The organism is Amycolatopsis anabasis, assembly GCF_009765355.1.
Lineage (GTDB): Bacteria > Actinomycetota > Actinomycetes > Mycobacteriales > Pseudonocardiaceae > Amycolatopsis > Amycolatopsis anabasis.
In genome coordinates this window covers 28,024-53,851 of the sequence record NZ_VTHK01000051.1, presented here as the reverse complement: position 1 = coordinate 53,851, position 25,828 = coordinate 28,024, and the positions used below count along the sequence as shown (strand labels likewise).

The window sequence follows — 25,828 nt, the reverse complement described above, 5'->3', positions numbered from 1 at the left end:
GGTGCGCAATTTACTTCTCCTCGCATCGGTGACACGGCGCCGATGCAGCGGGTCCCCGCCGGTCCGCCCCCACCGCGGCGGGGGAAACCGGTCGTCCTCAAGGCGGCCGGGCTGGTGGTGGTCGCGGTGGTCTCCGGGCTCGTCTGGTGGCTGATCCGGCACGACGACGCCGCCGACGGCGGGGCCGGTCCGGACCCGCGGGCGCAGCAACTCCAGTTCACCACCGCCGAAGGCCCGGTCGTGGCCACCGACTGCGCGGCGAACGCCTACGGCACCACGAAGAAGTGGTTCGCCGAGCACCCGTGCAAGCGGGTGTCCCGGGCGCTCTACAGCGTGGCGACGGACGGCGCGCGAGCCCTGGTGTCGGTCGCGCTGGTGACCATGCCGGCGCCGGAACAAGCGCAGGAGCTCAAGGCGCTCACCGAGGCCGACAACACCGGGAACGTCAACGACCTGGTCAAGGACGGCACCGCCAAGATCGCCGGGGCGCCGAAGCTCGCCACCGGGCAGTACAACTCCCAGGTCACCGGCGCGGATGTCACCATCGTGCTGGCCGAGTTCTTCGACAAGCACCAGAACAAGGCCCTGCTCCAACGGATCAGCACCGAAGCCCTGCACCTCGACGAACGCCTCCGCTGACCCGTCGGTTGTCTGGTCAGGGCGAGATCGGGCGTGGTTCGCTGAGGGAGCGTGCGATGGCGTCGAGAGTCGAACCGGTCGTGCGGGATGCCGAGCACGGCGATGTCGCGGCCATCTGCCGGTTCGGCGAGGCGCACATTCGACCCCACTACGCGCCGCTGATCGGCGCGGAGGCCGCGGACGAGCAGGTCCGCACGTGGTGGAACGAGACGCACGTCGGCACGGCCGTGGCCGAGGGGCTGGTGGTCGTCGCCGAGGCCGACGGGCAGCTTGTCGGCGTCGGGCAGCGCGGCCGCAGAGGAGCCGACCACGTGGTCTACAAGCTCTACCTCCACCCCCGGCATCGCGGCCGCGGGCTGGGCGCTCAGTTGCTCGATGCCCTCATCAGGCAGCTGCCCGCCAACGCTGATCGGCTGTATGTCGAACATTTCGCGGCCAACGAGCGCGCGGGCGCGTTCTACGAGCGCGAGGGCTTCACCGTGGAGCGGCTCGAACCAAGTCCTACCGAAGACCCCGCACTCGGGGTGGTGTGGCGTGCCCGGGCCCGCTAGGCGGGGGAGCCGGGCAGCGCGATGGCGGACGGTTGTTCCCCGGCGGCGATGCGCCAGCGGGTGCCGCGCCGGGCCGACGCGACCAGGGCTCGCAGCGCCACACCGCGCAGCTGGGCGTCGTCGGTGTTCTCCAGCACGCCGCGCCAGGACGCCGCGCAGTCCGCTTCCGCCGTGGCGACCACGCTCTTCGCCGACGCCGCGTCGGTCACCGGTTTGGGCGGCACGTACGCGGGTTCGGCCGCCTGCGGGGCGACCCCGGCGGCGTTCAGCATGCGTTCGCACGCGTCCCGGCGGTTCCGGTGTTCGGCCGCGCCCTCGTTCGCCGAGGACGCGAAGTCGCCCGGGAGGTACGCGCTGACCAGTCCGTAGACCCACACCGCCGCGTGCTCGGCGTCCAGCGCCTGCTGCAGCGCGGGCACCGACTCCGCGCCCGGCTTCCCCGCCGCCGCGGGATCGACCGGCGCCGGGGCCTCGCCCGGGCCGAGCTGATCGGACAGCCGCTGGAGCGCGGCGCATCCGGCGGCCACCGCGGCCACCAGGCCCGCGCGGTACCGGGGCAGCCCGGCCACCAGCTCCTCGGCCTGCTTGCGCGCCTGGGCCAGCCGCTGCTTGAGCCCGTCCATTCCGGGGGGCGCCTGCGGCGTGGCCGGGGCCGGTCCCTTCGGCTGGTTCTGGCGGTCCACTTCGGACTGAAGGGCTTGGGCGTGCGCGCTGCGCGCGGCGGCCACCTGCTGGGCGAGCCCGGACCCGGCGACCGCGTTCGCCGCCGCCGCGTCCGCCTTCGCCTGCTCGGCGAGCGGGGCCAGCGGATCGGGACCATCGGCATAACCGCTGCTACAGGCGGCGGCGAGGGGAACGGCGAGGGCGGCCAGCGCGCCCGCGCGCAGCACCTCGCGCCGGGTCCGCGGCGCCGGACGGTCAGTGGATCGTGCGGTCACGTGGACCCATCCTGCCAGGCGAGCCGTCGCAGGCGGCGGTGCCCGGCGGGTACGAGATAAGCTGGACCTTCACTGAGCCTGATGTTGAACCAAGTGGATTGAACAGGAGAGCGCCAAGGTGGCAGGAGAACTCGCTGGCCGGCTCGAGCCGATCGTGGCCGAGGCCGTCAGAGGCGCGGGTTTCGACCTGGACGCGCTCGACGTCCAGCAAGCGGGTCGCCGCAAGCTGGTCAAGGTCGTCGTGGATGGCGACGACGGAGTCGGACTCGACGAGGTCGCGGAAATCAGCCGTGCCGTATCCGCCGTGCTCGACGCGCATGAGCACTTGATCGCGGGCGCGTACACGCTCGAGGTCACTTCGCCGGGCGTGGATCGCCCGCTCACCAAGCCGAGACACTGGCGCCGCGCGAAGTACCGCCTGGCGCGGGTCAGCCCGCACGAGGGCGCGGAGTTCGTCGGCCGGGTCGGGCACGCCGGGGAGGACTCGGTCCGGATGCTCGTGGATTCGGCGATCCGGGACGTCGACTACCGCACGGTCGCCAAGGCCGTGCTCGAGATCGAGTTCAAACAGCCGCCGACCGCGGACCTGAAGCTGCTGGAAGACGACGCCTGCGGCATGATCAACAACGCCGAGACGGAGTCGAAGGAGGAGTCGGAGTGAACGTCGACATCGCGGCGCTGCGCGCGATCGAACGGGACAAGGACATCCCCTTCGAAACCGTGCTCGAGGCCATCGAGACCGCGCTGCTCACCGCCTACAAGCACACCGAGGGGCACCAGCCGCACGCCAAGATCGACATCGATCGCAAGAGCGGTTTCGTGCGCGTGCTCGCGCACACGCTCGACGAGAACGGTGAGATCGCCGAGGAATGGGACGACACGCCGGAGGGTTTCGGCCGGATCGCGGCGACCACCGCGCGCCAGGTCATCCTGCAGCGGCTGCGCGACGCCGAGCACGAGAAGACCTTCGGCGAGTTCTCCGCCAAGGAGGGCGAGATCGTCGCCGGCGTGATCCAGCGCGACGCCCGGGCCAACGCGCGCGGCATGGTCGTGATCCAGGTCGGCGACACCGAGGGCGTGCTGCCCGCGGCCGAGCAGGTGCCGGGCGAGTCCTACCAGCACGGCAGCCGGATCAAGGCCTTCGTGGTCGGGGTGTCCCGCGGTGCCCGCGGCCCGCAGATCACGCTGTCGCGCACGCACCCCAACCTGGTGCGCAAGCTGTTCGCCCTGGAGGTCCCGGAGATCGCCGACGGCACGGTCGAGATCGCCGCGGTCGCCCGCGAGGCCGGGCACCGGTCCAAGATCGCGGTGCGCTCCACGGTGCCGGGCGTGAACGCCAAGGGCGCGTGCATCGGCCCGGTCGGCGCGCGGGTGCGCAACGTGATGAGCGAACTCGCCGGGGAGAAGATCGACATCATCGACTACTCGGAAGATCCGGCTCGCTTCGTCGGGAATGCGCTGTCGCCCGCGAAGGTTGTATCGGTACGCGTCGTCGACGAACGCGCGAAGACCGCCCGGGTCGTGGTGCCGGACTTCCAGTTGTCCCTCGCCATCGGCAAGGAAGGTCAGAACGCACGGCTCGCCGCCCGGCTGACCGGGTGGCGGATCGACATCCGCAGCGACGCGGTCCCGGACGCCGAACCAGCCTCGCCGGAACAAACCCGGCGCGCGGCAACAACCGGTTCGGCTGAGTGAGGGGCCACGAGCTAGACTTGACCGTGGTTCGGAGCCCGCAGCCGGGTGCCGCACAAGATCGGGGCCGGAATGAACCGGTCCGGACGTGTGTGGGATGCCGGAAGCGGGCTTCGATCGGCGAGTTGCTGCGAGTGGTCGCGGTGGACGGGCACCTGGTCGTCGACGAACGTCGGCGGCTTCCGGGGCGGGGGGCATGGCTGCACCCCGGGCCGGAGTGCCTGACCAAGGCCGAGCGGCGGCGAGCGTTCCCCAGGGCGTTGCGGGTTTCTGGGGTGCTCGACGCCCGGGCCGTGCGCCACTACGTGGAGCGGCGAGCCGTGAAGAGTACGGGCGAGGAGCCATCCCCGTCCGGTGTCGGAATGAAGGAAGCAGGTCGACCCGTCATGAGTCAGCCGTGAAGCTGAAGCCATGAACGCGCGACGATAGGACGAGGTCTGCGGGTCCAGCCGCCGACCTCCCCAGTTGAGGAGAGCAGTGGCAGGCAAGGCCCGTGTGCACGAGCTCGCGAAAGAGCTCGGTGTTACGAGTAAGGAAGTTCTCGCCAAGCTGAAAGAGCAGGGCGAGTTCGTGAAATCCGCGTCTTCGACCGTCGAGGCACCCGTTGCCCGGCGGTTGCGCGACGCGCTGGGCGGCAAGACCGCCAAGCCCGGTAAGCCGGGCCCCAAGAAGCCGTCGGCCCCCGCCCCGGCCCCGCCGGGCAACGGCGTGGCGCCCGCGGCGAAGGCCCCGGCGCCCGCCGACAAACCGTCCGCACCCCAGGCCCGGCCGTCCGCGGTCCCCGGCCCGAAGCCCGGTCCCAAGCCGGGCCCGAAGCCGCCCGCGCAGGAGGCTCCGGCGCAGAAGCCGCAGGCCCCGCAGGGTCCCAAGCCCGGCGCGCCGAAGCCCGCGCCGAGCCCGGACACCCAGGCCCCGGCCGCGGCGCAGTCCGGTTCGGTCGTGCCGCCCAAGCCGCAGGGCCCCAAGCCCGGCGGCCCGAAGCCGGGCCCGCGCACCCCGCGGGTCGGCAACAACCCGTTCGGCGTCGGTTCCGGCGCTCCCACCCCGCGGCCCCCGGCACGTCCCGGGCCGAGCCAGCCCGGTGGCGATCGCCCGCCGCGTCAGGGTGGCGGTGGCGACCGGCCGAGCGGTGACCGTCCGGCACCCCGTCCCGGCGGTTCCGGCGGCGCTCCGCGCCCGAACCCGGGCAACATGCCGCCGCGTCCGAACCCGGGCATGATGCCGGGCCGGCCGGCGTCCCGGCCCGGTCCTGGCGGTGGTGGCCGCGGTGGTCCGGGCGGCGGTCGCGGTGGCCCCGGTGGCGGTGCCCGCGGCGGCCCCGGTGGCGGCGGTCGTCCCGGTGGCGGCGGCGGTTTCCGCGGCGGTCCCGGTGGCGGTGGCCCCGGTGGTGGCGGCGGCGGTTTCCGCGGTGGCCCCGGTGGCGCTCCCGCCGGTGGTGGCGGTTTCCGCGGGGGCGGTGGTCCCCGTGGTGGCGCCGGTCGCGGTGGTACCGCGGGCGCCTTCGGGCGTCCGGGTGGCCCCTCGCGCAAGGGCCGCAAGTCGAAGCGGCAGAAGCGCCAGGAGTACATGGACAACATGCAGGCGCCCAGCGTCGGCGGCGTCCGCCTGCCCAAGGGCAGCGGCGAGACGATCCGGCTGCCGCGCGGCGCCTCGCTGACCGACTTCGCGGAGAAGATCGACGCGAACCCGGCTTCGCTGGTGCAGGTGCTGTTCCACCTCGGTGAGATGGTCACCGCCACGCAGTCGGTGTCGGACGAGATCCTCGAGCTGCTCGGCTCGGAGATGAACTACAACGTCCAGGTGGTCAGCCCCGAGGAGGAGGACCGCGAGCTGCTGGAGACCTTCGACATCACCTACGGCGAGGACGCCGGTGACGAGGAGGATCTGCAGGTCCGGCCGCCGGTCGTGACCATCATGGGTCATGTCGACCACGGTAAGACCCGCCTGCTGGACACGATCCGGAAGACGAAGGTGCGCGAAGGTGAAGCCGGTGGCATCACCCAGCACATCGGCGCCTACCAGATCGAGACCGAGCTGGAGGGCAACCCGCGGCTCATCACCTTCATCGACACCCCGGGTCACGAGGCGTTCACCGCCATGCGTGCCCGCGGTGCGAACTCCACCGACATCGCGGTGATCGTGGTCGCCGCCGATGACGGGGTGATGCCGCAGACGGTCGAGGCGATCAACCACGCGCAGGCCGCCAAGGCGCCGATCGTGGTCGCGATCAACAAGATCGACAAGGAGGGGGCGAACCCCGACAAGATCCGCCAGCAGCTCACCGAGTACGGGCTGGTCGCCGAGGAGTACGGCGGCGACACGATGTTCGTGGAGATCTCCGCGCGGGAGAACATCAACATCGACGGCCTGCTGGAGGCGATCCTGCTGACCGCCGACGCCACGCTGGACCTCCGGGCCAACCCGGACATGGAGGCCCAGGGCGTCGCGATCGAGGCGCATCTGGACCGCGGTCGCGGTCCGGTCGCCACGGTGCTGGTGCAGCGCGGCACGCTGCGCATCGGTGACTCGGTGGTCGCCGGTGACGCGTACGGCCGCGTGCGGCGGATGGTCGACGAGCACAACGAGGACGTGACCGAGGCGCTGCCCTCGCGTCCGGTCCAGGTCATCGGGTTCACCTCGGTGCCGGGTGCGGGCGACACGTTCCTGGTGGTGGACGAGGACCGGGTGGCCCGGCAGATCGCCGAGCGCCGCCAGGCCCGGATCCGCAACGCGCAGAACGCGGCCAAGCGCAAGCGCGTCAGCCTCGAGGACCTGGACTCCGCGCTGAAGGAGACCTCGACCCTCAACCTGATCATCAAGGGCGACAACTCGGGTACCGTCGAGGCGCTCGAAGCGTCCCTGATGCAGCTGGAGGTCGGCGACGAGGTCCAGCTCAACGTGGTGCACCGCGGCGTCGGTGGGGTCACCGAGAGCGACATCGACCTGGCGACCGCGTCCGACGCGATCGTGCTCGGCTTCAACGTGCGGGCCCAGGGCAAGGCGACCGAGCGGGCCAACCGCGAGGGCGTCGACGTCCGGTACTACACGGTCATCTACCAGGCGATCGATGAGATCGAGCAGGCCCTGAAGGGCATGCTCAAGCCGGAGTACGAAGAGGTCGAGCTCGGCAAGGCGGAGGTCCGCGAGGTCTTCAAGTCCTCGAAGTTCGGCACCATCGCCGGTTGCCTGGTCACCGCGGGCGAGATCCGGCGCAACGCGAAGGCGCGGTTGCTGCGGGATTCGAACGTGGTGGCGGAGAACCTGCCGATCAGCTCGCTGCGGCGGTTCAAGGACGACGCGGTCGAGGTCCGCGAGGGCTTCGAATGCGGTCTGACCCTCGGTTCGTACAACGACATCAAGGTCGGTGACGTGATCGAGACCTACGAGCAGCGCGAGAAGCCGCGCGCCTGAGATCCGGCACGGCCGGGAGGGGACTCGCCCCGAGTTCCCTCCCGGTCTCGGATGCCCGTCCTGTTTCCTCCAACCGAACACCCTGATGCCTATGTTTGTCGGCGCGCTCGAGCTGGACGTCCTGCTCGGTGACGTACGTTCGCTGAAGCAGAAGCGATCCGCCGTCCGTCCGGTGCTCGCCGAGGTGCGCAGGCGGTTCGAGGTCTCGGTGGCCGAAGCGGGTCATCTGGACCTGCACCGGCGCGCGCTCATCGGGGTGGCGGTCGTCGCCGCCGACGGCGGGCACGTCCGCGATGTGCTGGACGGCTGCGAACGGTTCGTCGCGAGCCGTCCGGAGCTGGAACTGCTCTCCGCACATCGCCGCCTGCTCGGTCCGGACGACGAATAACACAGACATCGCACGCAGAAAGGGGTGCGGCGTGGCCGATCCGGCTCGCGCGCGCAAGCTGGCCAAGCGGATCTCACAGATCGTGGCCTTCGCGCTGGAACACGAGGTGAAGGACCCGCGTCTGAACTACGTGACCATCACCGACACGAAGATCACCGCGGACCTGCACGACGCCACCGTTTACTACACGGTGCTGGGCGAGCGCCTGGACGCCGAGCCGGACTTCGCCGGTGCCGCGGCCGCGCTGGAGTCCGCGCGCGGGGTGCTCCGCACCAAGGTCGGTCAGGGCACCGGGGTGCGCTACACCCCGACCCTCACGTTCGTCGCCGACAGCATCCCGGAGGACGCGAAGCGCATCGAGGAACTGCTGGCCAAGGCGCGAGAGGCGGACGCGGAGGTCGCCCGCCGGGCCACCGGCGCGCGGCACGCGGGGGAGCCCGACCCGTATCGCGCTCCGCGCGAGGAATCCGACGACGAGTTCGCCGAGCCCGATTCGCGTTCCTGAGCGGGCGACGCCATGTGGGGGAACGCGAGATGGTGACCCGGCGGATCTTCCTGGCGGGTGGGGCTGGGCTGGCGCTGACCGCCGCGGGGTGTGCTTCGGGCGGTGCGCCGACCGTGCCCGGCCCGCCCGCGGTCCCGCCGCCACCCCGCCCGGTCGCGCTCACTGAACCGGTCACCGTGGAACGGGTGCGGTCGCAGGCCCGGGCGACCGAGGTGGACCTGGTGCTCATCACGCCCGAAGGCGTCCCCGCGGCGGGCCTGCCGGTGTGCCTCGCCCTGCACGGGCGGGGCGGGCGCGCGCGGACCTTCCTCGAACTCGGCGTCCCGGCGATGCTGACCGCGGCGGTGCGCGCGGGCGCGCCGCCGTTCGCGATCGCCGCGCTGGACGGCGACCACTACTGGGTCGCGGTGGACCAGCGCGACGATCCGCAGCGCATGCTCACCGAGGAACTCCCCGGCTGGCTGAGCCGGCGCGACCTGCGTCCCGCGCCCGCCGCGGCCTTCGGCATCTCGATGGGCGCTTTCGGCGCGTACCGCTACGCGCGCGACCACCACGACCTCAAGGCCGTCGTCGGCTGCAGCCCGGCGCTGTTCGTGAACTGGCCGGATGCCAAGGCGCGCAAGGTTTTCCGCGATGAGCAGCAGTGGGAGACCAATGAACCGCTGCGCCACATCGAGGAGTTGAAACCGGTGCCGGTCGGCGTGTGGTGCGGGGTCGGCGACCCGTTCGCCCACGCGGCCCGCCGGTTCGCGCAGAACGCCGCCCCGGCGGCCGCCAAGTTCTCCGCCGGGGCGCACAACGACAAGTACTGGAAACGCGTGCTGCCGGACATCCTGAAGTTCATCGGCAGCCGCCTCGCCTGAACTGGGGGAAGCCTTGGGGGACAAGCAGATCGTCGACTTCTGGTTCGATCCCGCGTGCCCGTACACCTGGGTCACCTCCCGGTGGGTGCTCGAGGTGGCGAAGGTCCGGCCGGTCGAGGTGCGCTGGCACGTGCTGAGCCTGTCGGTGCTCAACGAGGGCCGGGACGACGATCCGGAAGGGGACCCGGAGGGCTACCTGTGGTTCCCGGTCCGGGTGTGCGCCGCGGTCGCGCACGAACACGGGCAGGAGGCGCTCGGCCGGTTCTACACCGCGCTGGGCGCCCGGTTCCACGAGCGCGGTGAGTGGGACGCGATCCCGGCGGCGCTCGCCGAGGCCGGGCTGTCCTCCGCGCTGGCCGAGGTCGCCGGGACCACGGACTACGACGAGCTGGTGCGCGCCTCGCACGCGGAGGGCATCGGGCGGATCGGCACGCACGTCGGCACGCCGGTGATCGCGACCGCCGGAACCGCGTTCTTCGGCCCGGTGCTGTCCCGGATCCCGCGCGGCGAGGAGGCCGGGCGCCTGTGGGACGGCACCCTGCTGGTCGCGAGCGTGCCCGGTTTCCACGAGCTGAAAGGCGGCCCGCCCGCGGAGCCGGATTACTCCTGACGCGGTTTGACCGCCACCACGAGATCGCGCAGGATCGCCTGGTCCACCCGGTGCTCGAACTCGTCGTACGGGCCGCCCTCGCACACCCGCAGGCCCGCGCGGGTGAGGATCTCGACGAGTTCCGAACGCTTGGCCACCAAGGTGTTCCAGGAGATCCCGAGCGCACCGCCGGGCCGCAGCACCCGTGTCCACACCGGAACCGCGGCGGCCAGCAGTTCGCGGGGACTGCGGGACAGTTCGGCCGAGCGGTGGCTGCCGTGCTGGACGCCGTAGGGCGCGTCGGTGACGATCAGATCGACCGATCCGGCCCGCAGCAACTCGTCCACGGTCAACGTGTCGCAGTTGAGGTAGCTGATCTTCCGGGTGTCCCCGGCCTTGTAGTCCTCTTTGGACAGTCCGAATTCGACATCCAGCCGCCGGCCGAGCCGGACCTTGTTGCGCCGCACCGCGCCGGATTCGGCGGTGTGCTTGAACCGCTTGGTGCGCAGCCAGGTCTTGATGAACTGGCCGTAGGCGTCGAAGTCCTTGCCGTCGGTTTCGAACCCGGTCGCGTGGTAGCCGTACATCATCGCCTGGTTCAACGTCGTTCCCCGGCCGCACAAGGGATCCAGCACGTGCAGCGGGCGGCCGAGCAGCCCGTCCGGCCGGTCCGCGGCCAGCGCGGTGACGTTGAGCAGGAGCTTGGTGAACAGTTCGTTCGTCTTGCCCGGGTACTTCTGGATGGTCAGCAGATCGGAGTCGACCTTGTCCAGCGGGCTGACCGTCAGCGGGCGCAGGGCGTCGCCGGTGACCTCGAACAGCGCGTACAGCGAGGACAGGTTCGACAGGTGCTCGAGGTCGGCGCCGGACAGCGGGTCCGCGGTGGTGAAGGTGACGTAGTCGACCCCGCCGAGCTTCGTGCCGCCGATCTCGGTGAGGTCGGTGGTGAGGGTGGTCTGGCCGAAGACCTGGAGTTCGGCGCGCAGCAGCCGGGGCGAGGAGTCGGTGTAGACCCGGTTGGCCGCCGGGTAGACCAGGATCGCGTACTGGGGCATCGCAGGTCAGGGTAGCTTGCGAGCATGGGCACCTTGGACGCAGACATCTCCCGCGCCGTCACGCTGTTGCGCGAAGCCACCGACGTCACCCTGCTCGCGCACGTGCGACCGGACGCGGACGCCCTCGGCAGCGCGCTCGCGCTCGGGCGCGTCCTGCACCGGCGCGGGGCGCGCGTGCGGGTGTCGTTCGGGCATCCCGCCGAGGTGCCGGAGACGCTGGCCGGCCTGGACACCGACGGCCTGCTGGTCCGGCCGGGCGAGTTGCCGGAGACCGAACCGCTGCTCGTCGCGCTGGACACGCCGAGCCCCGCCCGGCTCGGGGCGCTGGGGGAACGGGTGGCCGCGACCAAGGCGGCGGGCGGGCAGGTGCTGGTCGTCGACCACCACGCCTCGAACCTGCGCTACGGCACCTGCCACGTCATCGACGACCACGCCGAGGCCACCGCCGTGCTCGTGCTGCGACTGCTGGACGCGCTCGGCGCCGAACTCGACGAACCGGTCGCGCGGTGCCTCTACGCCGGGCTGGTCACCGACACCAGCGGGTTCCGCCGGGCGACCCCGGCGACCCACCGGATGGCCGCGCGGCTGCTGGAGGCGGGCGTCGATCCGGACCGGGTCGTGCGCGAGGTGGTCGACGACCACCCGTTCGCGTGGCTGCCGATGCTGTCCCAGGTGCTCGCGGGCGCGCGCCTGGAGCCGGCGGAGGCGCGGGGCTTCGGCCTGGTGCACGCCGTGGTGCCCGCGGCGGTCGCGGCCACCGTCCGGCTCGAGGAGGTGGAGGCCGTCATCGACGTGGTTCGCGGGATCCGGGACGCCGAGGTCGCGGCGGTGCTCAAGGAAGCCGAGCCCGGCCCCGACGGTCCGGTGTGGACGGTGTCGCTGCGCGCGGTGAGCAAGGTCGACGTGTCCGAGGCCGCCCGCGCGCTCGGCGGCGGGGGCCACCGGCTGGCGGCGGGCTGCACGGTCGAGGGGACCGCGGAACAGGCCCTCGACCGGGTGCGCACCGCCCTGCGGGACGCACCGCTCCTCTAGCGCGGGCGCGGTTTCGCGCCGGTGAGTTCGGCGACCGCCTCCACCTCGTTCTCGTCGTAGGCGGTGCGCGCCCCGGAGATGGACATGCCCGCCGCCTGCGCGAGGTCCTCCAGCCGGTACGGACGCGGCTGCACGAACTCGCGGCCGTAGGCGATCAGCATGCGCAGGCGTTTCTCGGCGGCCAGGAGGACGTGCCGGACATACACCAGCTCCGCCAGCAACGGGTCCTGCTCGGTCAGCTCCCACGCCTCGCGCAGGTTCTTCGCGTATTCGCGCTGCACCACGTCGAGCCGCCGCCGGGCGTTGGTGGCCAGCAGTTCGTCGAACTCGTACCCGGTCTTGCCCTCGTACTTCTCCGGTAGCGGCACCGGATCAGCCAGGGCAGCCAGGTCCTGAAAGATGTCACGAGTCACCATGAATTACAGCGTGCGCCAAGTTTTGCGATGATCGCAATAGCCTGGTCGGCGGTTTTGTCGGTGCCGCCGGATAGATTGGCGAAGTGGTTAGTTCGGCTCAGCAAAGGGTCCCGGCGCGTCGGATCGCCGGGCTGGCGATCCCGGCCTTGGGGGTCCTTGCCGCGGAACCGCTCTACGTCCTTGTCGACACGGCGGTGGTCGGGCATCTCGGCGCGGTGCCGCTGGCCGGGCTGGCGCTCGGCGGCGTGGTGCTGTCCCAGGTGTCCACCCAGCTGACGTTCCTGTCCTACGGCACGACCTCGCGCACGGCCCGGTTGCACGGCGCGGGCCGCCGCGCGGACGCGGTGAGCGAAGGCGTCCAGGCCACCTGGCTGGCCGTGGCCGTCGGGCTGGTGCTGCTGGTGGCCGGGCAGCTGCTGGCCGCGCCGATCGCGCGGGCGCTGTCCGGGGACGCCGAGACCGCCGGTGCCGCGGTTTCCTGGCTGCGGATCGCGCTGTTCGGCGCCCCGCTGATCTTGATCACCATGGCCGGGAACGGCTGGATGCGCGGGGTGCAGGACACCGTCCGGCCGCTGCGTTTCGTCTTGGCGGGCAACGGAATCTCGGCCGTGCTGTGCCCGGTGCTGGTGTACGCGGCGGACTGGGGACTCGAAGGTTCGGCCATCGCGAACGTGGTCGCGCAGGTCATCTCCGCGGGGCTGTTCGTCCGCGCGCTGGTGCGCGAGAAGGTGCCGCTGCGGCCGCGTCCGGCGGTCATGCGGGCGCAGCTCGGGCTGGGCCGGGACCTGGTGCTGCGCAGCCTGGCGTTCCAGGCCTGCTTCGTCTCCGCGGCGGCGGTCGCCGCGCGCACGTCCACCGAGGCGGTCGGCGCCCACCAGGTCGTCCTGCAGCTGTGGACGTTCCTCGCGCTCGTGCTCGACTCGGTCGCGATCGCCGCGCAGTCGCTGATCGGCGCCGCGCTCGGCGCCGGATCGGAAGCGGAGGCGCGCGGGGTGGCCGGTCAGATCACCCGGTACGGCCTGGTGTTCGGCTGCGTGCTGTGCCTGCTCTTCGCCGCCGTGTCGCAGGTGCTGCCGCACGCGTTCACCTCGGATCCCGGGGTGCTCGCGGAAGTCCCGCACGCGTGGTGGTTCTTCGTGGCGCTGCAACCGGTCGCCGGGATCGTGTTCGCGCTCGACGGCGTGCTGCTCGGCGCCGGGGACGCCGCGTTCCTGCGCACCGCGACCCTGCTCAGCGCGGGCGCGGGATTCCTGCCGCTGATCTGGTTGTCGCTGGCGTTCGGCTGGGGGCTGGCCGGGATCTGGACCGGGCTGACCGCGTTCATGCTGCTCCGCCTCGCCGCGGTGGTCGTGCGCTGGCGTTCCGGCAGCTGGGCCGTCGTGGGTGCCGTCCGAGCCTGATCGTGAGGGCGCCGAGGGCCCCAACACCCGGTTCCCCCCTTTGCTTACGCGGGCAAGAAGGTCACCGCGGCGGGGAAGTGCCACCGCGACGCGACCCGAAGGTGCGCGCACTTTCGACGCGACCGAGCGAGGCGACCCAGTTTTCACCCCGCAACGGGCGCTCCCAGGGCAGCGATGACCAACCGGCCTGTCCACTCACGACGCCCAGAACGCAAGGTCCTCGGCATGTGGCCAATCGCACGCCGGTAACGGGTATGTATCGGTGTTGCGTAGGCGATACAACTAGTAGGGCGGCAGTGCGGGCGTCCTCAGTCGATGCCGCATACGCACACCCGGGAGGAATTCGTGACTGGACGGGCCAGCCGCCGGTCCTGGTTCATCTGGCTGAGCGCCGCCGCGGTCTACCTCCTCGCCGTCTTCCACCGGACCTCCTTCGGCGTCGCCGGACTGCAGGCCGCCGACCGGTTCGGGGTCGGCGCCGCCGCGCTCGGCACCTTCACCGTGCTGCAGGTCGGCGTGTACGCCGCGATGCAGATCCCGACCGGGGTCCTGGTCGACCGCTACGGCCCGCGCCGGGTGCTCACCGCCGCGTTGCTGTTCCTCGGCCTCGGCCAGGTCCTGCTGGCCGTCGCGCATTCCTACCCGCTCGGCCTGACCGCGCGCGCTGTGCTCGGCTTCGGGGACGCGCTGACCTTCGTGAGCGTGCTGCGGCTGATCGCCGCGCACTTCCCGGGCCGCCAGTACGCGGTGGTCACCTCGTTCACCACGGCGCTCGGGTACGTCGGCAACCTGGCCGCGACCGTCCCGCTCACCCTGCTGCTCGCCGGGCCGGGGTGGACGGCGACCTTCCTCACCGTGGGCGTGGTGACCGCGGGATACGCGGCGTGGACGCTGCGGCGCGTCGAGGACCACCCCGCCGGGGTCCCGGTTCCCGAACGCCCGGCGGTCGATCCGCGCGCGCTCGGCCACCAGGTGCTCCGGACGTGGCGGGTGCCCGGCACGCGGCTCGGGTTCTGGGTCCACTTCACCACGATGTTCGCCCCGAACGTGCTCACCATGCTGTGGGGTGTGCCGTTCCTGGTGCAGGGACAGGGACTTCCGGCCGCGACGGCGAGCGCGCTGCTCACCGTCTTCGTGTTCGGCTCGATGCTCGGCGGCCCGCTGACCGGCAGCCTGATCGCGCGGCGGCCGTCGCTGCGGATGCCGCTCGTCGGCGGCTACCTCGCCGGCGCGGCGCTGGTCTGGGCGCTCCTGCTCGGCTGGCCGGGCGCGGTACCGGTCGCGGTGCTGGTGCCCTGCTTCGCGTTCCTCTCCCTCGGCGGGCCCGCGTCGATGATCGGCTTCGCGCTGGCGCGGGACTACAACCCGCTGCAGCGCGTCGGCACCGCGACCGGCGTGGTGAACGTGGGCGGTTTCGTGGCCACCACGATCGCCGCGCTGAGTATCGGCGTGCTGCTGCAGTGGACCGGCGGGAACTTCCGGATCGCGTTGCTGGCCGTGGTCACGGTGCTGGCGTTCGGCACCTGCCGGATGCTCCTCTGGTGGCGCCGCACCCGCGCCGCGCTCTTCGCCGCCCAGGCCCGGGGCGAGGAGATCCCGGTCCGCATCCGCCGCCGCCCGTGGGACGCCCCGGTTCCGCAGCGAGTCCCCGCCGCGGCCTGACGTTCTCCGCCGCCGATAGGGTGCATCCGTGTCACGCCCGCAGTCCCCTCGTCGTCCCTCGCCGCCGCCCGGTCTGCTGGTGGTGGACAAGCCCGCCGGAATGACTTCGCACGACGTGGTCGCCCGCGTCCGGCGGATCATGGGCACCCGCAAGGTCGGCCACGCCGGCACGCTCGACCCGATGGCCACCGGCATCCTCGTGCTCGGCATCGAACGCGCCACGAAACTGCTCGGCCACCTCGCACTGGACCGCAAGACCTACCTCGCCTCCCTGGTCCTCGGCGCCGCGACGACCACCGACGACGTCGAGGGGGAGCGCCTGTCCACCGCCGATCCGGAAGCGGTGGCCGCGGTCTCCGACGAGGCGCTAGCGAGGGCCGTCGCCGCGCTGACCGGGGAAATCGAGCAGGTGCCGAGCGCGGTCAGCGCGGTCAAAGTGGACGGAAAGCGCGCCTACGCCCGGGTGCGCGCGGGGGAGCAGGTCGAGCTGGCCGCCCGCCCGGTCACCGTCTACCGCTTCGACGTGCTGGCCACCCGCCGCGAGCCGGACCGGATCGAACTCGACGCCGTGATCGAGTGCTCCTCGGGCACCTACGTCCGCGCGCTCGCCCGCGATCTCGGGGCGGCACTGGGCATCGGCGGGCATCTCGGCGCGCTCCGGCGGACCACGGTCGGCCCGTTCACGCTCGCCGCCGCGCGCACCCTGGAAAGGCTGGCGGACGAGCCCACGCTCTCGTTCGACCTCGACTCGGCGGTGGCGGCGGCCTTCCCGCGGCACGACGTCGACGCGGCGACCGCCCGTGCCGTCCAATATGGACAACGCATTCCGGTGGCCGGGATCGACGGCACGTACGGCGTTTTCGGTCCGGACGGGCGGGCCCTCGCACTCGCGGCCGACGCCGAGGGAGTATCCCGCTCGGTGGTTGTGCTTGCCCCGGCTTAGGGTGTGCACGTGCAGCGTTGGCGCGGTTTGAACGATCTCCCCGGTGGCTGGGGACGGTGTGTGGTCACCATCGGCATCTTCGACGGGGTCCATCGCGGACACCAGGCGTTGATCGGCAGGACCGTGGAGGCGGCGAAGACCCGCGGCCTGCCGAGTGTTCTGCTCACCTTCGACCCGCATCCGTCGGAGGTCCTCCGGCCGGGCACCCATCCGGCGCAGCTCACCACGCTGCGCCGCAAGGCCGAACTCGTCGAGCAGCTCGGCGTGGACGTGTTCGCGGTGCTGCCGTTCACCCTGGAGCTGTCCCGGCTCTCGCCCGACGAGTTCGTGCACGAGGTGCTGGTCGACCGGCTGCACGCGGCGGCGGTGCTGGTGGGGGAGAACTTCACCTTCGGCGCCAAGGCCGCCGGTGACGTGACCCTGCTGCGCAAGCTCGGCCGCCGGTTCGGGTTCGTGGCCTACGGCGCGGAGCTGCAGGGCGGCACGCTGGACGGCGAGGGCACGCTGAACGGCGAGATCACCTTCTCCTCGACCTACGTCCGGTCCTGCATCGACGCCGGTGACGTCGGAGCCGCCGCGGAGGCCCTCGGCCGCCCGCACCGCCTCGAGGGAATAGTCGTCCGTGGCGACGGGCGCGGGCACGATCTCGGCTACCCGACCGCGAACCTGTCCACCCCGCGGTACGCCGCCGTCCCCGCGGACGGCGTGTACAGCTGCTGGTTCACCCGATCCGCTGAACCTGATCGCCGCCTTCCCGCCGCGGTCTCGGTGGGCACCAACCCCACCTTCTCCGGGCGTGAGCGGACCGTCGAGGCCTTCGTCCTCGACGTCGACGAGGACTTCTACGGCCAGCACGTCGCCGTCGACTTCGTGGGCCGTCTGCGTGACCAGGTCCGCTTCCCGACCTCGGCGGAACTGGTGACCCAGATCGACGACGACGTCCGCCGGACCAGACAGATCCTCGGCCTGGCGACCTAGCCCGCCGCCTGGGACGGGTGCGAATGCGAATCCCTCAGCGATTTCGCCACGCACAAACTGCCCGACCTGGCAAGATGCTGGCTACGGGCGTCATCAATGCTGTTAGGGGAGCGCATATACCGTGGAGGACCACAAGATCGTCCAGCGGAACATCGCCCTGCAACGGGAGTGGTACGGCGAGCCACTGGGAGACCGCGTGCGGCGCCTCGTCGTGGCCTTCGACATCTCGCAGGCGTTCCTCGCGGAGGTGCTCGGCATCAGCGCGCCCATGCTCAGCCAGGTGATGAGCGGGCGGCGGGCCAAGATCGGCAACCCGGTCGTGCTCGCCCGGATGATCATGTTGGAACGCAAGATCCTCACCCCGGCGGTGGCGTCGGGCAACAAGGAGGCGCTGCTCGCCGCGCTGGAGGACGTCCGCGAGTCGCGGCCGACCGTGGGCCGGGACAACTTCCCGGTCGGGGCGGTCGCCGACGACCAAACCGTGCTCGCCGCGCTGCGGGAGATCGCCGAGGACGAGGACCTCGGCGAGGCCGCGAGCCGGTTGGAAGGCGATTTCCCGGCGATCGCCGACCTGCTGCGCCGGGCGGGCAAGGGCGCGCGAGAGGGCGTCTGAATTGACCCTGTTCTCCGCCCTGCTGCCCCCGGCGGAGGCGATCGAAGCGCTGCGCGCCGAACTGGATCGGCTCGGCGCGGGCGGGGACGGACTGCGCTGGGAGCCACCCGAGCGGTGGCACATCACGCTCGGTTTCTACGGCGTCGTCGAGGACGAGAAACGCCAGGTAGACTGGTTGCGAGAGCGGCTGCGGGGGCACCCCGCGCCGACCCTGCGCCTGGCCGGGAGCGGCACGTTCCCCGGCGTGCTCTGGATCGGGGTCGACGGCAGCGGTGTGCTCGAACTGGGCACGGCCGCCGGAGCCGGTCGGGAGGGGCGCGAGTACCACCCGCACCTGACCCTGGCCCGGGCGCGACGCGCGGTGCCGAGCCGGTGGAAACGGCGGCTCGCCGGGTTCCGCGGCGAACCGTGGACCGCCGCCGAGGCCGTGCTCATGCGCAGCGAGCGGGACGACCGCGGGCCGCGTTATACCGTGGTCGAGGCGTTCCCGCTACCCGCACAGCGCGCCGATCGAGGCAGCGAGTAGGGCGGCTGCTACCCTCGATGACGGGTCCGGCTGCAGTCCGTGGCGGCCGAGACCGACTCACCCGGCGCGAAGCGCGCGTCCGGGCCGCACGGCACAGATATATCCGAGGAGAACACGAGTGGCGCTGTCCACCGAAGACAAGAAGTCGATCCTTTCCGAGTACGGCGTGCACGACTCGGACACCGGATCCCCCGAGGCCCAGGTCGCCCTGCTCACCAAGCGGATCATCGGCCTGACCGAGCACCTCAAGGTGCACAAGCACGACCACCACTCTCGTCGCGGCCTGTTGCTGCTGGTCGGCCGTCGTCGCCGGCTGCTCAACTACGTGATGAAGGTGGACATCGAACGGTACCGGTCGCTGATTCAGCGCCTCGGCCTCCGCCGATGACCCATCCCGAGGGGGAGTGACCACCCGGTCACTCCCCCTCGGTACAAACGCAGAAACCACGGCAGGCGCACCAGCGCGCGAGAGGACCCGTCAGCCGGTCCTCGGTAGTGGTTCCCGGGCGAAACGGCCCCGGGGACTTCGATCGAAGACCGGCCTCGCTTCTCGGGCGTGGGACACCAAGGGGTTGGTGCCCGGCGGCTGCCTGAGAACAAAGAGGAGAAACACCTTATGACCGACTCCACCGGAGTCACCGTGCACGAAACCGAAGCCGTCATCGACAACGGCCGGTTCGGCACCCGCACCATCCGCTTCGAGACCGGCCGGCTGGCCAAGCAGGCCGCCGGCGCGGTGGTCGCCTACCTCGACGAAGAGACCATGCTGCTCTCCGCGACCACGGCGTCCAAGCAGCCGAAGGAGCACTTCGACTTCTTCCCGCTCACCGTCGACGTCGAGGAGCGGATGTACGCCGCAGGCCGGATCCCCGGCGCGTTCTTCCGCCGCGAGGGCCGTCCCTCGACCGACGCGATCCTGACCGCCCGGCTGATCGACCGGCCGCTGCGCCCGTCCTTCGCCGACGGCCTGCGCAACGAGATCCAGGTCGTCATCACCGTGCAGAGCCTGCACCCGGACGACCCGTACGACGTGCTCGCGATCAACGCCGCGTCGGCGTCCACCCAGATCGGCGGCCTGCCGTTCTCCGGTCCGATCGGCGGCGTCCGCGTCGCGCTGATCGAGGACCAGTGGGTGGCGTTCCCGACCTGGAAGCAGTTGGAGAAGGCGACCTTCAACATGGTCGTCGCGGGCCGCATCGTCGGCGACGACGTGGCGATCATGATGGTCGAGGCCGAGGGCACCGAGCAGACCCTGGACCTGATCGCCGCCGGTGCGAAGGCGCCGGACGAGCAGGTCGTGGCCGAGGGCCTGGACGCGGCGAAGCCGTTCATCCGGGTGCTCTGCCAGGCACAGCAGCAGCTCGCCGAGGTGGCCGCGAAGCCGACCGGCGAGTTCCCGACCTTCCCGGCCTACCAGCCCGACGCCTACGACGCGGTGGCCGCGATCGCCACCGACGACCTGGCCAAGGCGCTGACCATCGCCGGCAAGCAGGACCGCGACAACGCCGTCGACGAGGTCAAGGCCGCCGTGCTGGAGCGCGTCGGCATCGGCGAGGGCGAGGCCTTCGAGGGCCGCGAGAAGGAGATCGGCGCCGCGTTCAAGGCGCTGAGCAAGAAGGTCATGCGTGCGCGGGTCCTGCGCGACAAGATCCGCATGGACGGCCGCGGGCTGACCGATATCCGGTCGCTGTCCGCCGAGGTCGCCGTGGTGCCGCGGGCGCACGGTTCGGCCCTGTTCGAGCGCGGCGAGACCCAGATCCTGGGCATCACCACGCTGAACATGCTCCGCATGGAGCAGCAGATCGACTCGCTGTCCCCGGAGACCACCAAGCGCTACCTGCACCACTACAACTTCCCGCCCTTCTCCACCGGGGAGACCGGCCGCGTCGGTTCGCCGAAGCGGCGCGAGATCGGCCACGGCATGCTGGCCGAGCGGGCGCTGGTGCCGGTGCTGCCGAAGCGGGACGAGTTCCCGTACGCGATCCGCCAGGTGTCCGAGGCGCTGGGCTCCAACGGTTCCACCTCGATGGGTTCGGTCTGCGCCTCGACCATGGGCCTGCTCAACGCCGGGGTGCCGCTGAAGGCGCCGGTCGCCGGGATCGCCATGGGCCTGATCTCCGACGAGGTCGACGGCAAGACCGAGTACGTCGCGCTGACCGACATCCTCGGCGCCGAGGACGCCATGGGCGACATGGACTTCAAGGTCGCCGGCACCAAGGACGTGGTCACCGCGCTGCAGCTGGACACCAAGCTGGACGGCATCCCGTCCGAGGTGCTGGCCGCCGCGCTGAAGCAGGCCAAGGACGCGCGGCTCACCATCCTGGAGGTCATCGCCGAGGCGATCGACGGCCCGGACGAGATGAGCCCGTACGCCCCGCGGGTCACCAGCGTGAAGATCCCGGTCGACAAGATCGGCGAGGTCATCGGGCCGAAGGGCAAGATGATCAACTCGATCACCGAGGAGACCGGCGCCGACATCTCGATCGAGGACGACGGCACGATCTACGTCGGCGCCGCGGACGGCCCGTCGGCCACCGCCGCGATCGACAAGATCAACGCGATCGCGAACCCGCAACTGCCCAAGGTCGGCGAGCGCTTCCTCGGCACCGTGGTGAAGACGGCCGCGTTCGGCGCGTTCGTCTCGCTGCTGCCGGGCAAGGACGGCCTGGTGCACATCTCCAAGCTGGGCAACGGCAAGCGCATCGGCAAGGTCGAGGACGTGGTGAACGTCGGCGACAAGCTCCGCGTGGAGATCGCCGACATCGACAACCGCGGCAAGATCAGCCTGATCGTGGTCAAGGACGAGGACGAGGCCAAGCCCGCCGAGAAGTCCGAGTCCAACCCGGAAAAGGCCGACTCGGCCCAGTAGTCGACATGTCATGAGGGGACCCCTCCGGACAAATTTTGTCTTGAGGGGTCCCCTCATGACACCGGGGTAAGGAACACATGGCGAGCAAGAATCCCGGGTTCTCCCAGCCCGTGGGCAGTACTCGTACGCTCGAGTCCACCGCGGACGGTTCGGTGGTCAAGCGGTCCGTGCTGCCCGGTGGCCTGCGGGTGATCACCGAGCACGTGCCGGCCTCGCGGTCGGCGACCGTCGGGCTGTGGGTCGGCGTCGGCTCCCGCGACGAGCAGCCGAACGTGGCCGGCGCCGCGCACTACCTGGAACACCTGCTGTTCAAGGGCACCCGCAACCGCGACGCCAAGCAGATCGCCGAAGAGGTGGACGCGGTCGGCGGCGAGTTCAACGCCTTCACGGCCAAGGAACACACCTGCTACTACGCGCAGGTGCTCGACTCGGACCTGCCGCTCGCCGTCGACCTGGTGACCGACGTCGTCTTCGAGGCGCTGTGCGCGGATTCCGATGTGGACACCGAGCGCAGCGTGGTGCTCGAGGAAATCGCGATGCGCGACGACGATCCCGAGGACCTGCTGCACGAGACGTTCGTCAGCGCGATCCTCGGTGAGCACCCGCTCGGCCGCCCGGTCCTCGGCACCGAGGAGTCGATCACCGGGATGGCGCCCGCCGCGTTGCGCGGGTTCTACCGGCGCCGGTACCGGTTGCCGCGCATGGTGCTCGCGGTCGCCGGGAACATCGACCACACCCAGGTGCTTCGCTTGGTGCGCAAGGCTTTGCGAGACCGGCTGTCCGGTTCGGACACTCCGGTGCCGCCGCGCCGGGGACGGGCCCGGATCGTCACCAACCGCAAGCTGGCGCTGCACACCGACGACACCGAGCAGGCGCACGTGATGCTCGGGATGCGCGCGCTCTCCCGGCACGACGAGCGCCGGTACACGTTGAGCGTGCTCAACGCCGCACTCGGCGGCGGGATGAGTTCGCGGTTGTTCCAGGAGGTTCGCGAGCGCCGCGGGCTGGCCTACCAGGTGTACTCGTCGGTGGCCAGCTACGCCGACACCGGGCATCTCGCCGTGTACGCGGGCTGCCAGCCGGACCGGCTCGGCGAGGTCGCGGGGGTGCTGCGCGAGGTCCTCGACCAGGTCGCCCGGGACGGGCTCACCGACGCCGAGGTCGCCCGGGCCAAGGGCCAGTTGCGCGGCGGGCTGGTGCTCGGGCTGGAGGACACCGCGTCCCGGATGTCGCGGATCGGCAAGCAGGAGCTGAACTACGGCGACTACCTGGGCGTCGAGGGCACCGTGGCGCGGATCGACGCGGTCACTGCCGAGGACGTCCGGGCCCTGGCGAGCGTGCTGCTGCGGCGGCCGGGTGGGGTTTCCGCCGCCGCGGTGGTCGGGCCGTACGCTCACGACGACGACCTGCCGGACGATTTGCACGAGGTGATCGCGTCATGACCGAGACTGCCAGGCCGATTCGAGTGGGTGTGCTCGGCGCCCGCGGCCGGATGGGCGCCCAGGCCGTCCGGGCCGTCGAGGCGAGTGCCGATCTGGAGGTCGTGGCGGCGGTCGACGTGGGCGACCAGCTCTCCGATGTCGCCGACGCCAAGGCCGAGGTGGTCATCGACTTCACGCACCCGGACGCGGTGATGGACAACCTGCGGTTCGCGGTGGAGCACGACCTGCACGCGGTGGTGGGCACCACCGGGTTCACCGAGGACCGGCTGACCACCCTGCGGGGGTGGCTGGCGGACAAGCCCGGGCTCGGCGTGCTGATCGCGCCGAACTTCGCGCTCGGCGCGGTGCTGGCGATGCGGTTCGCCGAGCAGGCGGCCCGGTTCTACCAGGCCGCCGAGGTCATCGAACTGCACCACAACCGCAAGGCCGACGCCCCGTCGGGGACCGCCGCGCACACCGCGCGCCTGATCTCCCAGGCGCGGGCCGCCGCCGGTCTGTCCCCCGCCTCCGATGCGACGACGTCCGAATTGGACGGTGCGCGCGGGGCGCGGGTGGAGGACGTGCCGGTGCATTCGGTCCGGCTGCCCGGGCTGATCGCGCACGAGGAGATCCTGTTCGGCGCCGAGGGGGAGACGCTGACCATCCGGCACGATTCGATGGACCGCTCGTCGTTCATGCCCGGTGTGCTGCTCGGGGTGCGTTCGGTGGTGAAGCGCCCGGGGCTGACCGTCGGCCTGGAGAACGTGCTCGACCTATGAGGGCCCGGAACGTCGCGCTGCTGCTGACCGCGGCGCTGGTGGTCTACCTGGTGCTGCTCGCCGGGCGGGCCGTCGCCCTGCTGCGCACCGGTGAGGCCGTGCCGATGGTGCTGGGCGCCGGGGTGCTGGTGCTGCCGCTGCTCGGGGTGTGGATGGTGGTCACCACCTGGCGTTCGGGCGCCCGGGTGCAGCGGCTCGCCCGCCGCCTCGACGCCGAGGGCGAGTTGCCGGACGTTGACGACCTGCCGCGGATGCCGTCCGGGCGGGTTGATCGCAAGGCGGCCGATTCGTGGTTCGAGCAGCGCCGCGCGGATCTGGAGGCGGATCCGGGGAACTGGCGGCACTGGTACCGGCTGGCGTATGCCTACGACATCGCCGGTGACCGCCGCCGTGCCCGCGAAACCATGCGCAAAGCCATCGACCTCGAAGCCGCCGACCACTGACCTCGCGGACCAGAGGCATCAGAGGCGGAGCCAGGAAGCGAACAGGGCGGGGGAGGCGGCGAGCGCGCTGAACCGGATGAACCGGCCGATGATCCCGGCGGCGAGGAACGTCGACGCGGGCATCTGGACGAAACCGGCGAGCACGGTGGTCGCCATGAACGGCGGGATGCCGACGATCGAGCTGACCCCGTAGGTCCCGGTCATCCAGTGCGGGTGCCGGTGGCAGCGCTCGCGAATCGATTCCAGCTTGGTGCGGAGCCATTTCGTCCGCTTGTGCCAGCGCTCGCGGCGCGGGGTCATCGGGCGTTCCCGGTGCAGCCGGTCGTGCAGGAACTTGGGCAGCTTGATCGAACCGCGCGCGGCCAGGTAGTACAGGAACTTCCCGGCGACCTGCCCGATCGCGGCCACCGCGCCGACGAGCAGCCAGTGCACACCGGCCTCGCTGGTCGCGAGCCCGATGACCCAGACCTCGACGGTGATCAGCGGGACGATGGCGGAGCCGAACGCGACGCCGAGCGTCATGCACAGCAGTCCGAACATCGCCGCCTCCTGAAGAGATCCCCTGCCCAAGCTAGCAGCGACCGCGCCGGGATCCCCGGGGGTTAGCCCCACTCTTCGAGCCCCGAATGATCACCTGGTGGTCGCCTTCCGGACATCTGTCCCTGGAAGGCTTGTCCCGTGGTCGACCAGCGAGTCGGGGGGACCGGCCACGCGTTCCCCGAGAAGTTCGCGCGCGCGTGCGCCGCGGTGGTCCGTCGGTTGCCGTTCGGGCTCGATCGCCTGGTCGCGCCCAGTTTCCTGGGCTTCTGCGTGATCAACGGATTCACTTTCGGCGTCGATCTGGCGCTGCTCACCCTGCTGCACGGCGGCCTGGGGCTGCCGGTGGCGGTGAGCGTGACGGTCGCGTACCTCTGCGCGTTCGGGCTCAGCTTCGTGCTGAACCGGAGCATGAACTTCCGCTCGCACGCACCGGTCGGCCGCCAGGCGGTGCTCTACGCGATCGCGATCGGTGTCAACTACGTCGCGTTCATCCTCGGCGTGGGCGCGGGACTCGCGGCGCTCGGCCTGCAGTACCACCTCTCCCGCATCCTCGCGGGCGCCTGCGAAGGCGTCTTCATGTACAGCGTGATGCGCTGGATCGTCTTCGCCGACCGCAACCGCTCTGCCTCCCCCGCCGAGTAAGCGCCCCCAATGCCACATTGAGGTTTTCTCGGTAGGGCTTGTCGAGAGGTGTTCGGAGTGCTCGATGCGGCGGCGTAGGAACCTTGCCTTCCCGCGTGCGCCGAAGGCCGCATCGGGCACCGCCAACTCCCGAAACGGGGAACTCGGGCTACCGAAACGGGGAACACACCCGACCAGAACGGGGAACTCGCGGGCACCACACGAGCACGGCACCACACCACACACCGAGAAAACCCCATTGAGGTTTCTCGGTCGGGCTTCCGCCGTGCTCGTGGGGGACCCGCACGCCCGGAACGGCCTCGCGACGAAAGGTGCGCAAGGTGTTCGTGGGGCACATCTAGGTGAGGGCGAGTTCCAGGGTGCCGGTGAGGCGGAGTTCCTTGAGCAGGCGTTCGCCGGTGTCGAGGGTGCGCACGGTGCCGTCGGGATGCCAGCCCGCGCGCCGGAACAACGCCAGCGAGGCCGAATCCGCCTGCGCCACCCAGGAGATCCCGCGTTCCGCGCCGAGCCCCCGCAGATCCGCGGCGGCGGTCGCGAGCAGCCGCCCGCCGTGGCCGCGCCGTCCCCAGCGCGGTTCGACGAGCACCGACGCGATGAGCCCGATCCGGTCGGCGTCCGGGGGCGGGGTGCCGTCGGCCGCGGCGGACTCCTCTTCGGGAGCGGGCCCGGCGACACAGAAACCGACCGTGAACCTGCCTTCGAGGGCCACGTACACGCGGGTTTCCGGATGCTCGATCGCGCCGGTCCACTGGCGCTCGGCGTCGGCGGCGTCGAGTTCGGCGAGCGCGTGCTCGCCCAGCATCTCGGCGTAGGCGGCACGCCAGGTGTCGCGCTGGATCCGGGCGATCTCCCCGGCGTCGTCGACGGTGGCGGTGCGGACCTCGGCGGTACTCATGCCCCGCAACCTAACGCGTCCCGAAATTGTCGGTGGCC

General features: G+C 71.3%; 28 protein-coding genes. 23 read left to right on the top strand and 5 right to left on the bottom strand.

The annotated features are described in order from the left end of the window. The first annotated feature begins 42 nt into the window (after positions 1–42). Together FXO23_RS40430 and FXO23_RS40425 are read left to right on the top strand one after the other, a co-directional pair. Positions 43–639, top strand: coding sequence for a hypothetical protein (locus tag FXO23_RS40430; protein WP_158892395.1), 597 nt, complete (start codon positions 43–45; stop codon positions 637–639). A gap of 56 nt (positions 640–695) precedes the next feature. Continuing rightward, the gene (locus FXO23_RS40425; protein WP_158892393.1) at positions 696–1,190 is read left to right on the top strand and encodes a GNAT family N-acetyltransferase; all 495 of its coding nucleotides are present in this window, start codon (positions 696–698) and stop codon (positions 1,188–1,190) included. Here the strand turns inward: FXO23_RS40425 and FXO23_RS40420 are convergent. Next, complete coding sequence (locus FXO23_RS40420; protein WP_158892391.1) at positions 1,187–2,128, bottom strand: ferritin-like domain-containing protein; 942 nt, start codon at positions 2,126–2,128, stop codon at positions 1,187–1,189. The two genes, FXO23_RS40425 and FXO23_RS40420, sit on opposite strands and share 4 nt — an antisense overlap. Positions 2,129–2,246: 118 nt before the next feature. On the opposite strand from FXO23_RS40420, the gene rimP reads away from it, so the two are divergent. From rimP to FXO23_RS40380, 8 genes are all read left to right on the top strand, one after another. Further along, positions 2,247–2,789, top strand: a complete 543-nt coding sequence (rimP, locus tag FXO23_RS40415; RefSeq protein ID WP_158892389.1) for a ribosome maturation factor RimP — start codon at positions 2,247–2,249, stop codon at positions 2,787–2,789. Then, positions 2,786–3,823 carry a transcription termination factor NusA gene (nusA, locus tag FXO23_RS40410; protein ID WP_158892387.1) on the top strand — a complete coding sequence of 346 codons (1,038 nt, stop codon included), beginning with the start codon at positions 2,786–2,788 and terminating at the stop codon, positions 3,821–3,823. The genes rimP and nusA overlap by 4 nt, the downstream gene beginning before the upstream one ends. Beyond that, positions 3,820–4,221 carry a YlxR family protein gene (locus FXO23_RS52560; protein ID WP_343034566.1) on the top strand — a complete coding sequence of 134 codons (402 nt, stop codon included), beginning with the start codon at positions 3,820–3,822 and terminating at the stop codon, positions 4,219–4,221. The genes nusA and FXO23_RS52560 overlap by 4 nt, the downstream gene beginning before the upstream one ends. 76 nt (positions 4,222–4,297) lie before the next feature. Further along, positions 4,298–7,231 carry a translation initiation factor IF-2 gene (infB, locus tag FXO23_RS40400; RefSeq protein ID WP_158892385.1) on the top strand — a complete coding sequence of 978 codons (2,934 nt, stop codon included), beginning with the start codon at positions 4,298–4,300 and terminating at the stop codon, positions 7,229–7,231. 91 nt (positions 7,232–7,322) lie between these two features. Continuing rightward, the gene (locus tag FXO23_RS40395) at positions 7,323–7,619 is read left to right on the top strand and encodes a DUF503 domain-containing protein (protein ID WP_158892407.1); all 297 of its coding nucleotides are present in this window, start codon (positions 7,323–7,325) and stop codon (positions 7,617–7,619) included. Between the two features lie 31 nt (positions 7,620–7,650). Continuing rightward, positions 7,651–8,124 carry a 30S ribosome-binding factor RbfA gene (rbfA, locus tag FXO23_RS40390; RefSeq protein WP_158892383.1) on the top strand — a complete coding sequence of 158 codons (474 nt, stop codon included), beginning with the start codon at positions 7,651–7,653 and terminating at the stop codon, positions 8,122–8,124. Positions 8,125–8,153: 29 nt separating this feature from the next. After that, the gene (locus FXO23_RS40385) at positions 8,154–8,987 is read left to right on the top strand and encodes an alpha/beta hydrolase (protein WP_158892381.1); all 834 of its coding nucleotides are present in this window, start codon (positions 8,154–8,156) and stop codon (positions 8,985–8,987) included. Between the two features lie 13 nt (positions 8,988–9,000). Further along, positions 9,001–9,597: a mycothiol-dependent nitroreductase Rv2466c family protein gene (locus tag FXO23_RS40380; RefSeq protein ID WP_158892379.1), complete on the top strand. Its 597-nt coding sequence runs from the start codon at positions 9,001–9,003 to the stop codon at positions 9,595–9,597. Here FXO23_RS40380 and FXO23_RS40375 read toward each other — a convergent pair. Further along, complete coding sequence (locus tag FXO23_RS40375) at positions 9,588–10,631, bottom strand: TRM11 family SAM-dependent methyltransferase (RefSeq protein ID WP_158892377.1); 1,044 nt, start codon at positions 10,629–10,631, stop codon at positions 9,588–9,590. The genes FXO23_RS40380 and FXO23_RS40375 overlap by 10 nt on opposite strands. A gap of 24 nt (positions 10,632–10,655) precedes the next feature. Between FXO23_RS40375 and FXO23_RS40370 the strand changes: the two genes are divergently transcribed. Further along, on the top strand, positions 10,656–11,663 hold the full coding sequence (locus FXO23_RS40370) for a DHH family phosphoesterase (RefSeq protein WP_158892375.1): 1,008 nt from the start codon (positions 10,656–10,658) through the stop codon (positions 11,661–11,663). On the opposite strand, the gene FXO23_RS40365 is transcribed toward FXO23_RS40370, so the two are convergent. Then, a complete protein-coding gene (locus FXO23_RS40365; RefSeq protein ID WP_158892373.1) occupies positions 11,660–12,079 on the bottom strand; it encodes a hypothetical protein in 420 nt (139 codons plus the stop codon). The two genes, FXO23_RS40370 and FXO23_RS40365, sit on opposite strands and share 4 nt — an antisense overlap. A gap of 83 nt (positions 12,080–12,162) precedes the next feature. Between FXO23_RS40365 and FXO23_RS40360 the strand changes: the two genes are divergently transcribed. The 11 genes from FXO23_RS40360 to FXO23_RS40310 all read left to right on the top strand — a co-directional run bounded on the left by FXO23_RS40360 (position 12,163) and on the right by FXO23_RS40310 (position 23,713). Then, the gene (locus tag FXO23_RS40360) at positions 12,163–13,479 is read left to right on the top strand and encodes an MATE family efflux transporter (RefSeq protein WP_158892371.1); all 1,317 of its coding nucleotides are present in this window, start codon (positions 12,163–12,165) and stop codon (positions 13,477–13,479) included. A 345-nt stretch (positions 13,480–13,824) separates the two neighbouring features. Then, positions 13,825–15,141, top strand: a complete 1,317-nt coding sequence (locus FXO23_RS40355; RefSeq protein ID WP_246258312.1) for an MFS transporter — start codon at positions 13,825–13,827, stop codon at positions 15,139–15,141. 28 nt (positions 15,142–15,169) lie between these two features. Continuing rightward, a complete protein-coding gene (gene truB / locus FXO23_RS40350) occupies positions 15,170–16,084 on the top strand; it encodes a tRNA pseudouridine(55) synthase TruB (RefSeq protein ID WP_158892367.1) in 915 nt (304 codons plus the stop codon). Positions 16,085–16,093: 9 nt separating this feature from the next. Then, complete coding sequence (locus FXO23_RS40345) at positions 16,094–17,062, top strand: bifunctional riboflavin kinase/FAD synthetase (protein WP_158892365.1); 969 nt, start codon at positions 16,094–16,096, stop codon at positions 17,060–17,062. Positions 17,063–17,183: 121 nt separating this feature from the next. Beyond that, positions 17,184–17,675: a helix-turn-helix domain-containing protein gene (locus tag FXO23_RS40340; RefSeq protein WP_158892364.1), complete on the top strand. Its 492-nt coding sequence runs from the start codon at positions 17,184–17,186 to the stop codon at positions 17,673–17,675. Between the two features lies 1 nt (position 17,676). Next, positions 17,677–18,201 (top strand): RNA 2',3'-cyclic phosphodiesterase, encoded by a 525-nt coding sequence (gene thpR, locus FXO23_RS40335; protein ID WP_158892362.1) that lies wholly within the window; start codon positions 17,677–17,679, stop codon positions 18,199–18,201. 118 nt (positions 18,202–18,319) lie between these two features. Then, positions 18,320–18,589 carry a 30S ribosomal protein S15 gene (gene rpsO / locus FXO23_RS40330; protein ID WP_158892360.1) on the top strand — a complete coding sequence of 90 codons (270 nt, stop codon included), beginning with the start codon at positions 18,320–18,322 and terminating at the stop codon, positions 18,587–18,589. A 228-nt stretch (positions 18,590–18,817) separates the two neighbouring features. Beyond that, on the top strand, positions 18,818–21,070 hold the full coding sequence (locus tag FXO23_RS40325) for a polyribonucleotide nucleotidyltransferase (protein WP_158892357.1): 2,253 nt from the start codon (positions 18,818–18,820) through the stop codon (positions 21,068–21,070). A 77-nt stretch (positions 21,071–21,147) separates the two neighbouring features. Then, positions 21,148–22,512 (top strand): M16 family metallopeptidase, encoded by a 1,365-nt coding sequence (locus FXO23_RS40320; protein ID WP_158892355.1) that lies wholly within the window; start codon positions 21,148–21,150, stop codon positions 22,510–22,512. Further along, the gene (gene dapB, locus FXO23_RS40315; protein ID WP_158892353.1) at positions 22,509–23,270 is read left to right on the top strand and encodes a 4-hydroxy-tetrahydrodipicolinate reductase; all 762 of its coding nucleotides are present in this window, start codon (positions 22,509–22,511) and stop codon (positions 23,268–23,270) included. Before FXO23_RS40320 ends, dapB begins: the two co-directional genes overlap by 4 nt. Further along, positions 23,267–23,713, top strand: coding sequence for a tetratricopeptide repeat protein (locus FXO23_RS40310; RefSeq protein ID WP_158892351.1), 447 nt, complete (start codon positions 23,267–23,269; stop codon positions 23,711–23,713). Before dapB ends, FXO23_RS40310 begins: the two co-directional genes overlap by 4 nt. Positions 23,714–23,731: 18 nt before the next feature. Here FXO23_RS40310 and FXO23_RS40305 read toward each other — a convergent pair whose 3' ends face one another. Continuing rightward, on the bottom strand, positions 23,732–24,253 hold the full coding sequence (locus tag FXO23_RS40305; protein ID WP_158892349.1) for a YqaA family protein: 522 nt from the start codon (positions 24,251–24,253) through the stop codon (positions 23,732–23,734). Between the two features lie 138 nt (positions 24,254–24,391). Here FXO23_RS40305 and FXO23_RS40300 point away from each other — a divergent pair, with 138 nt between their 5' ends. Further along, complete coding sequence (locus FXO23_RS40300; protein ID WP_158892347.1) at positions 24,392–24,895, top strand: GtrA family protein; 504 nt, start codon at positions 24,392–24,394, stop codon at positions 24,893–24,895. A gap of 337 nt (positions 24,896–25,232) precedes the next feature. Here FXO23_RS40300 and FXO23_RS40295 read toward each other — a convergent pair whose 3' ends face one another. Beyond that, entirely contained in the window at positions 25,233–25,790 is a 558-nt protein-coding gene (locus FXO23_RS40295; protein ID WP_158892345.1) for a GNAT family N-acetyltransferase, read from the bottom strand. Positions 25,791–25,828 lie beyond the last annotated feature (38 nt).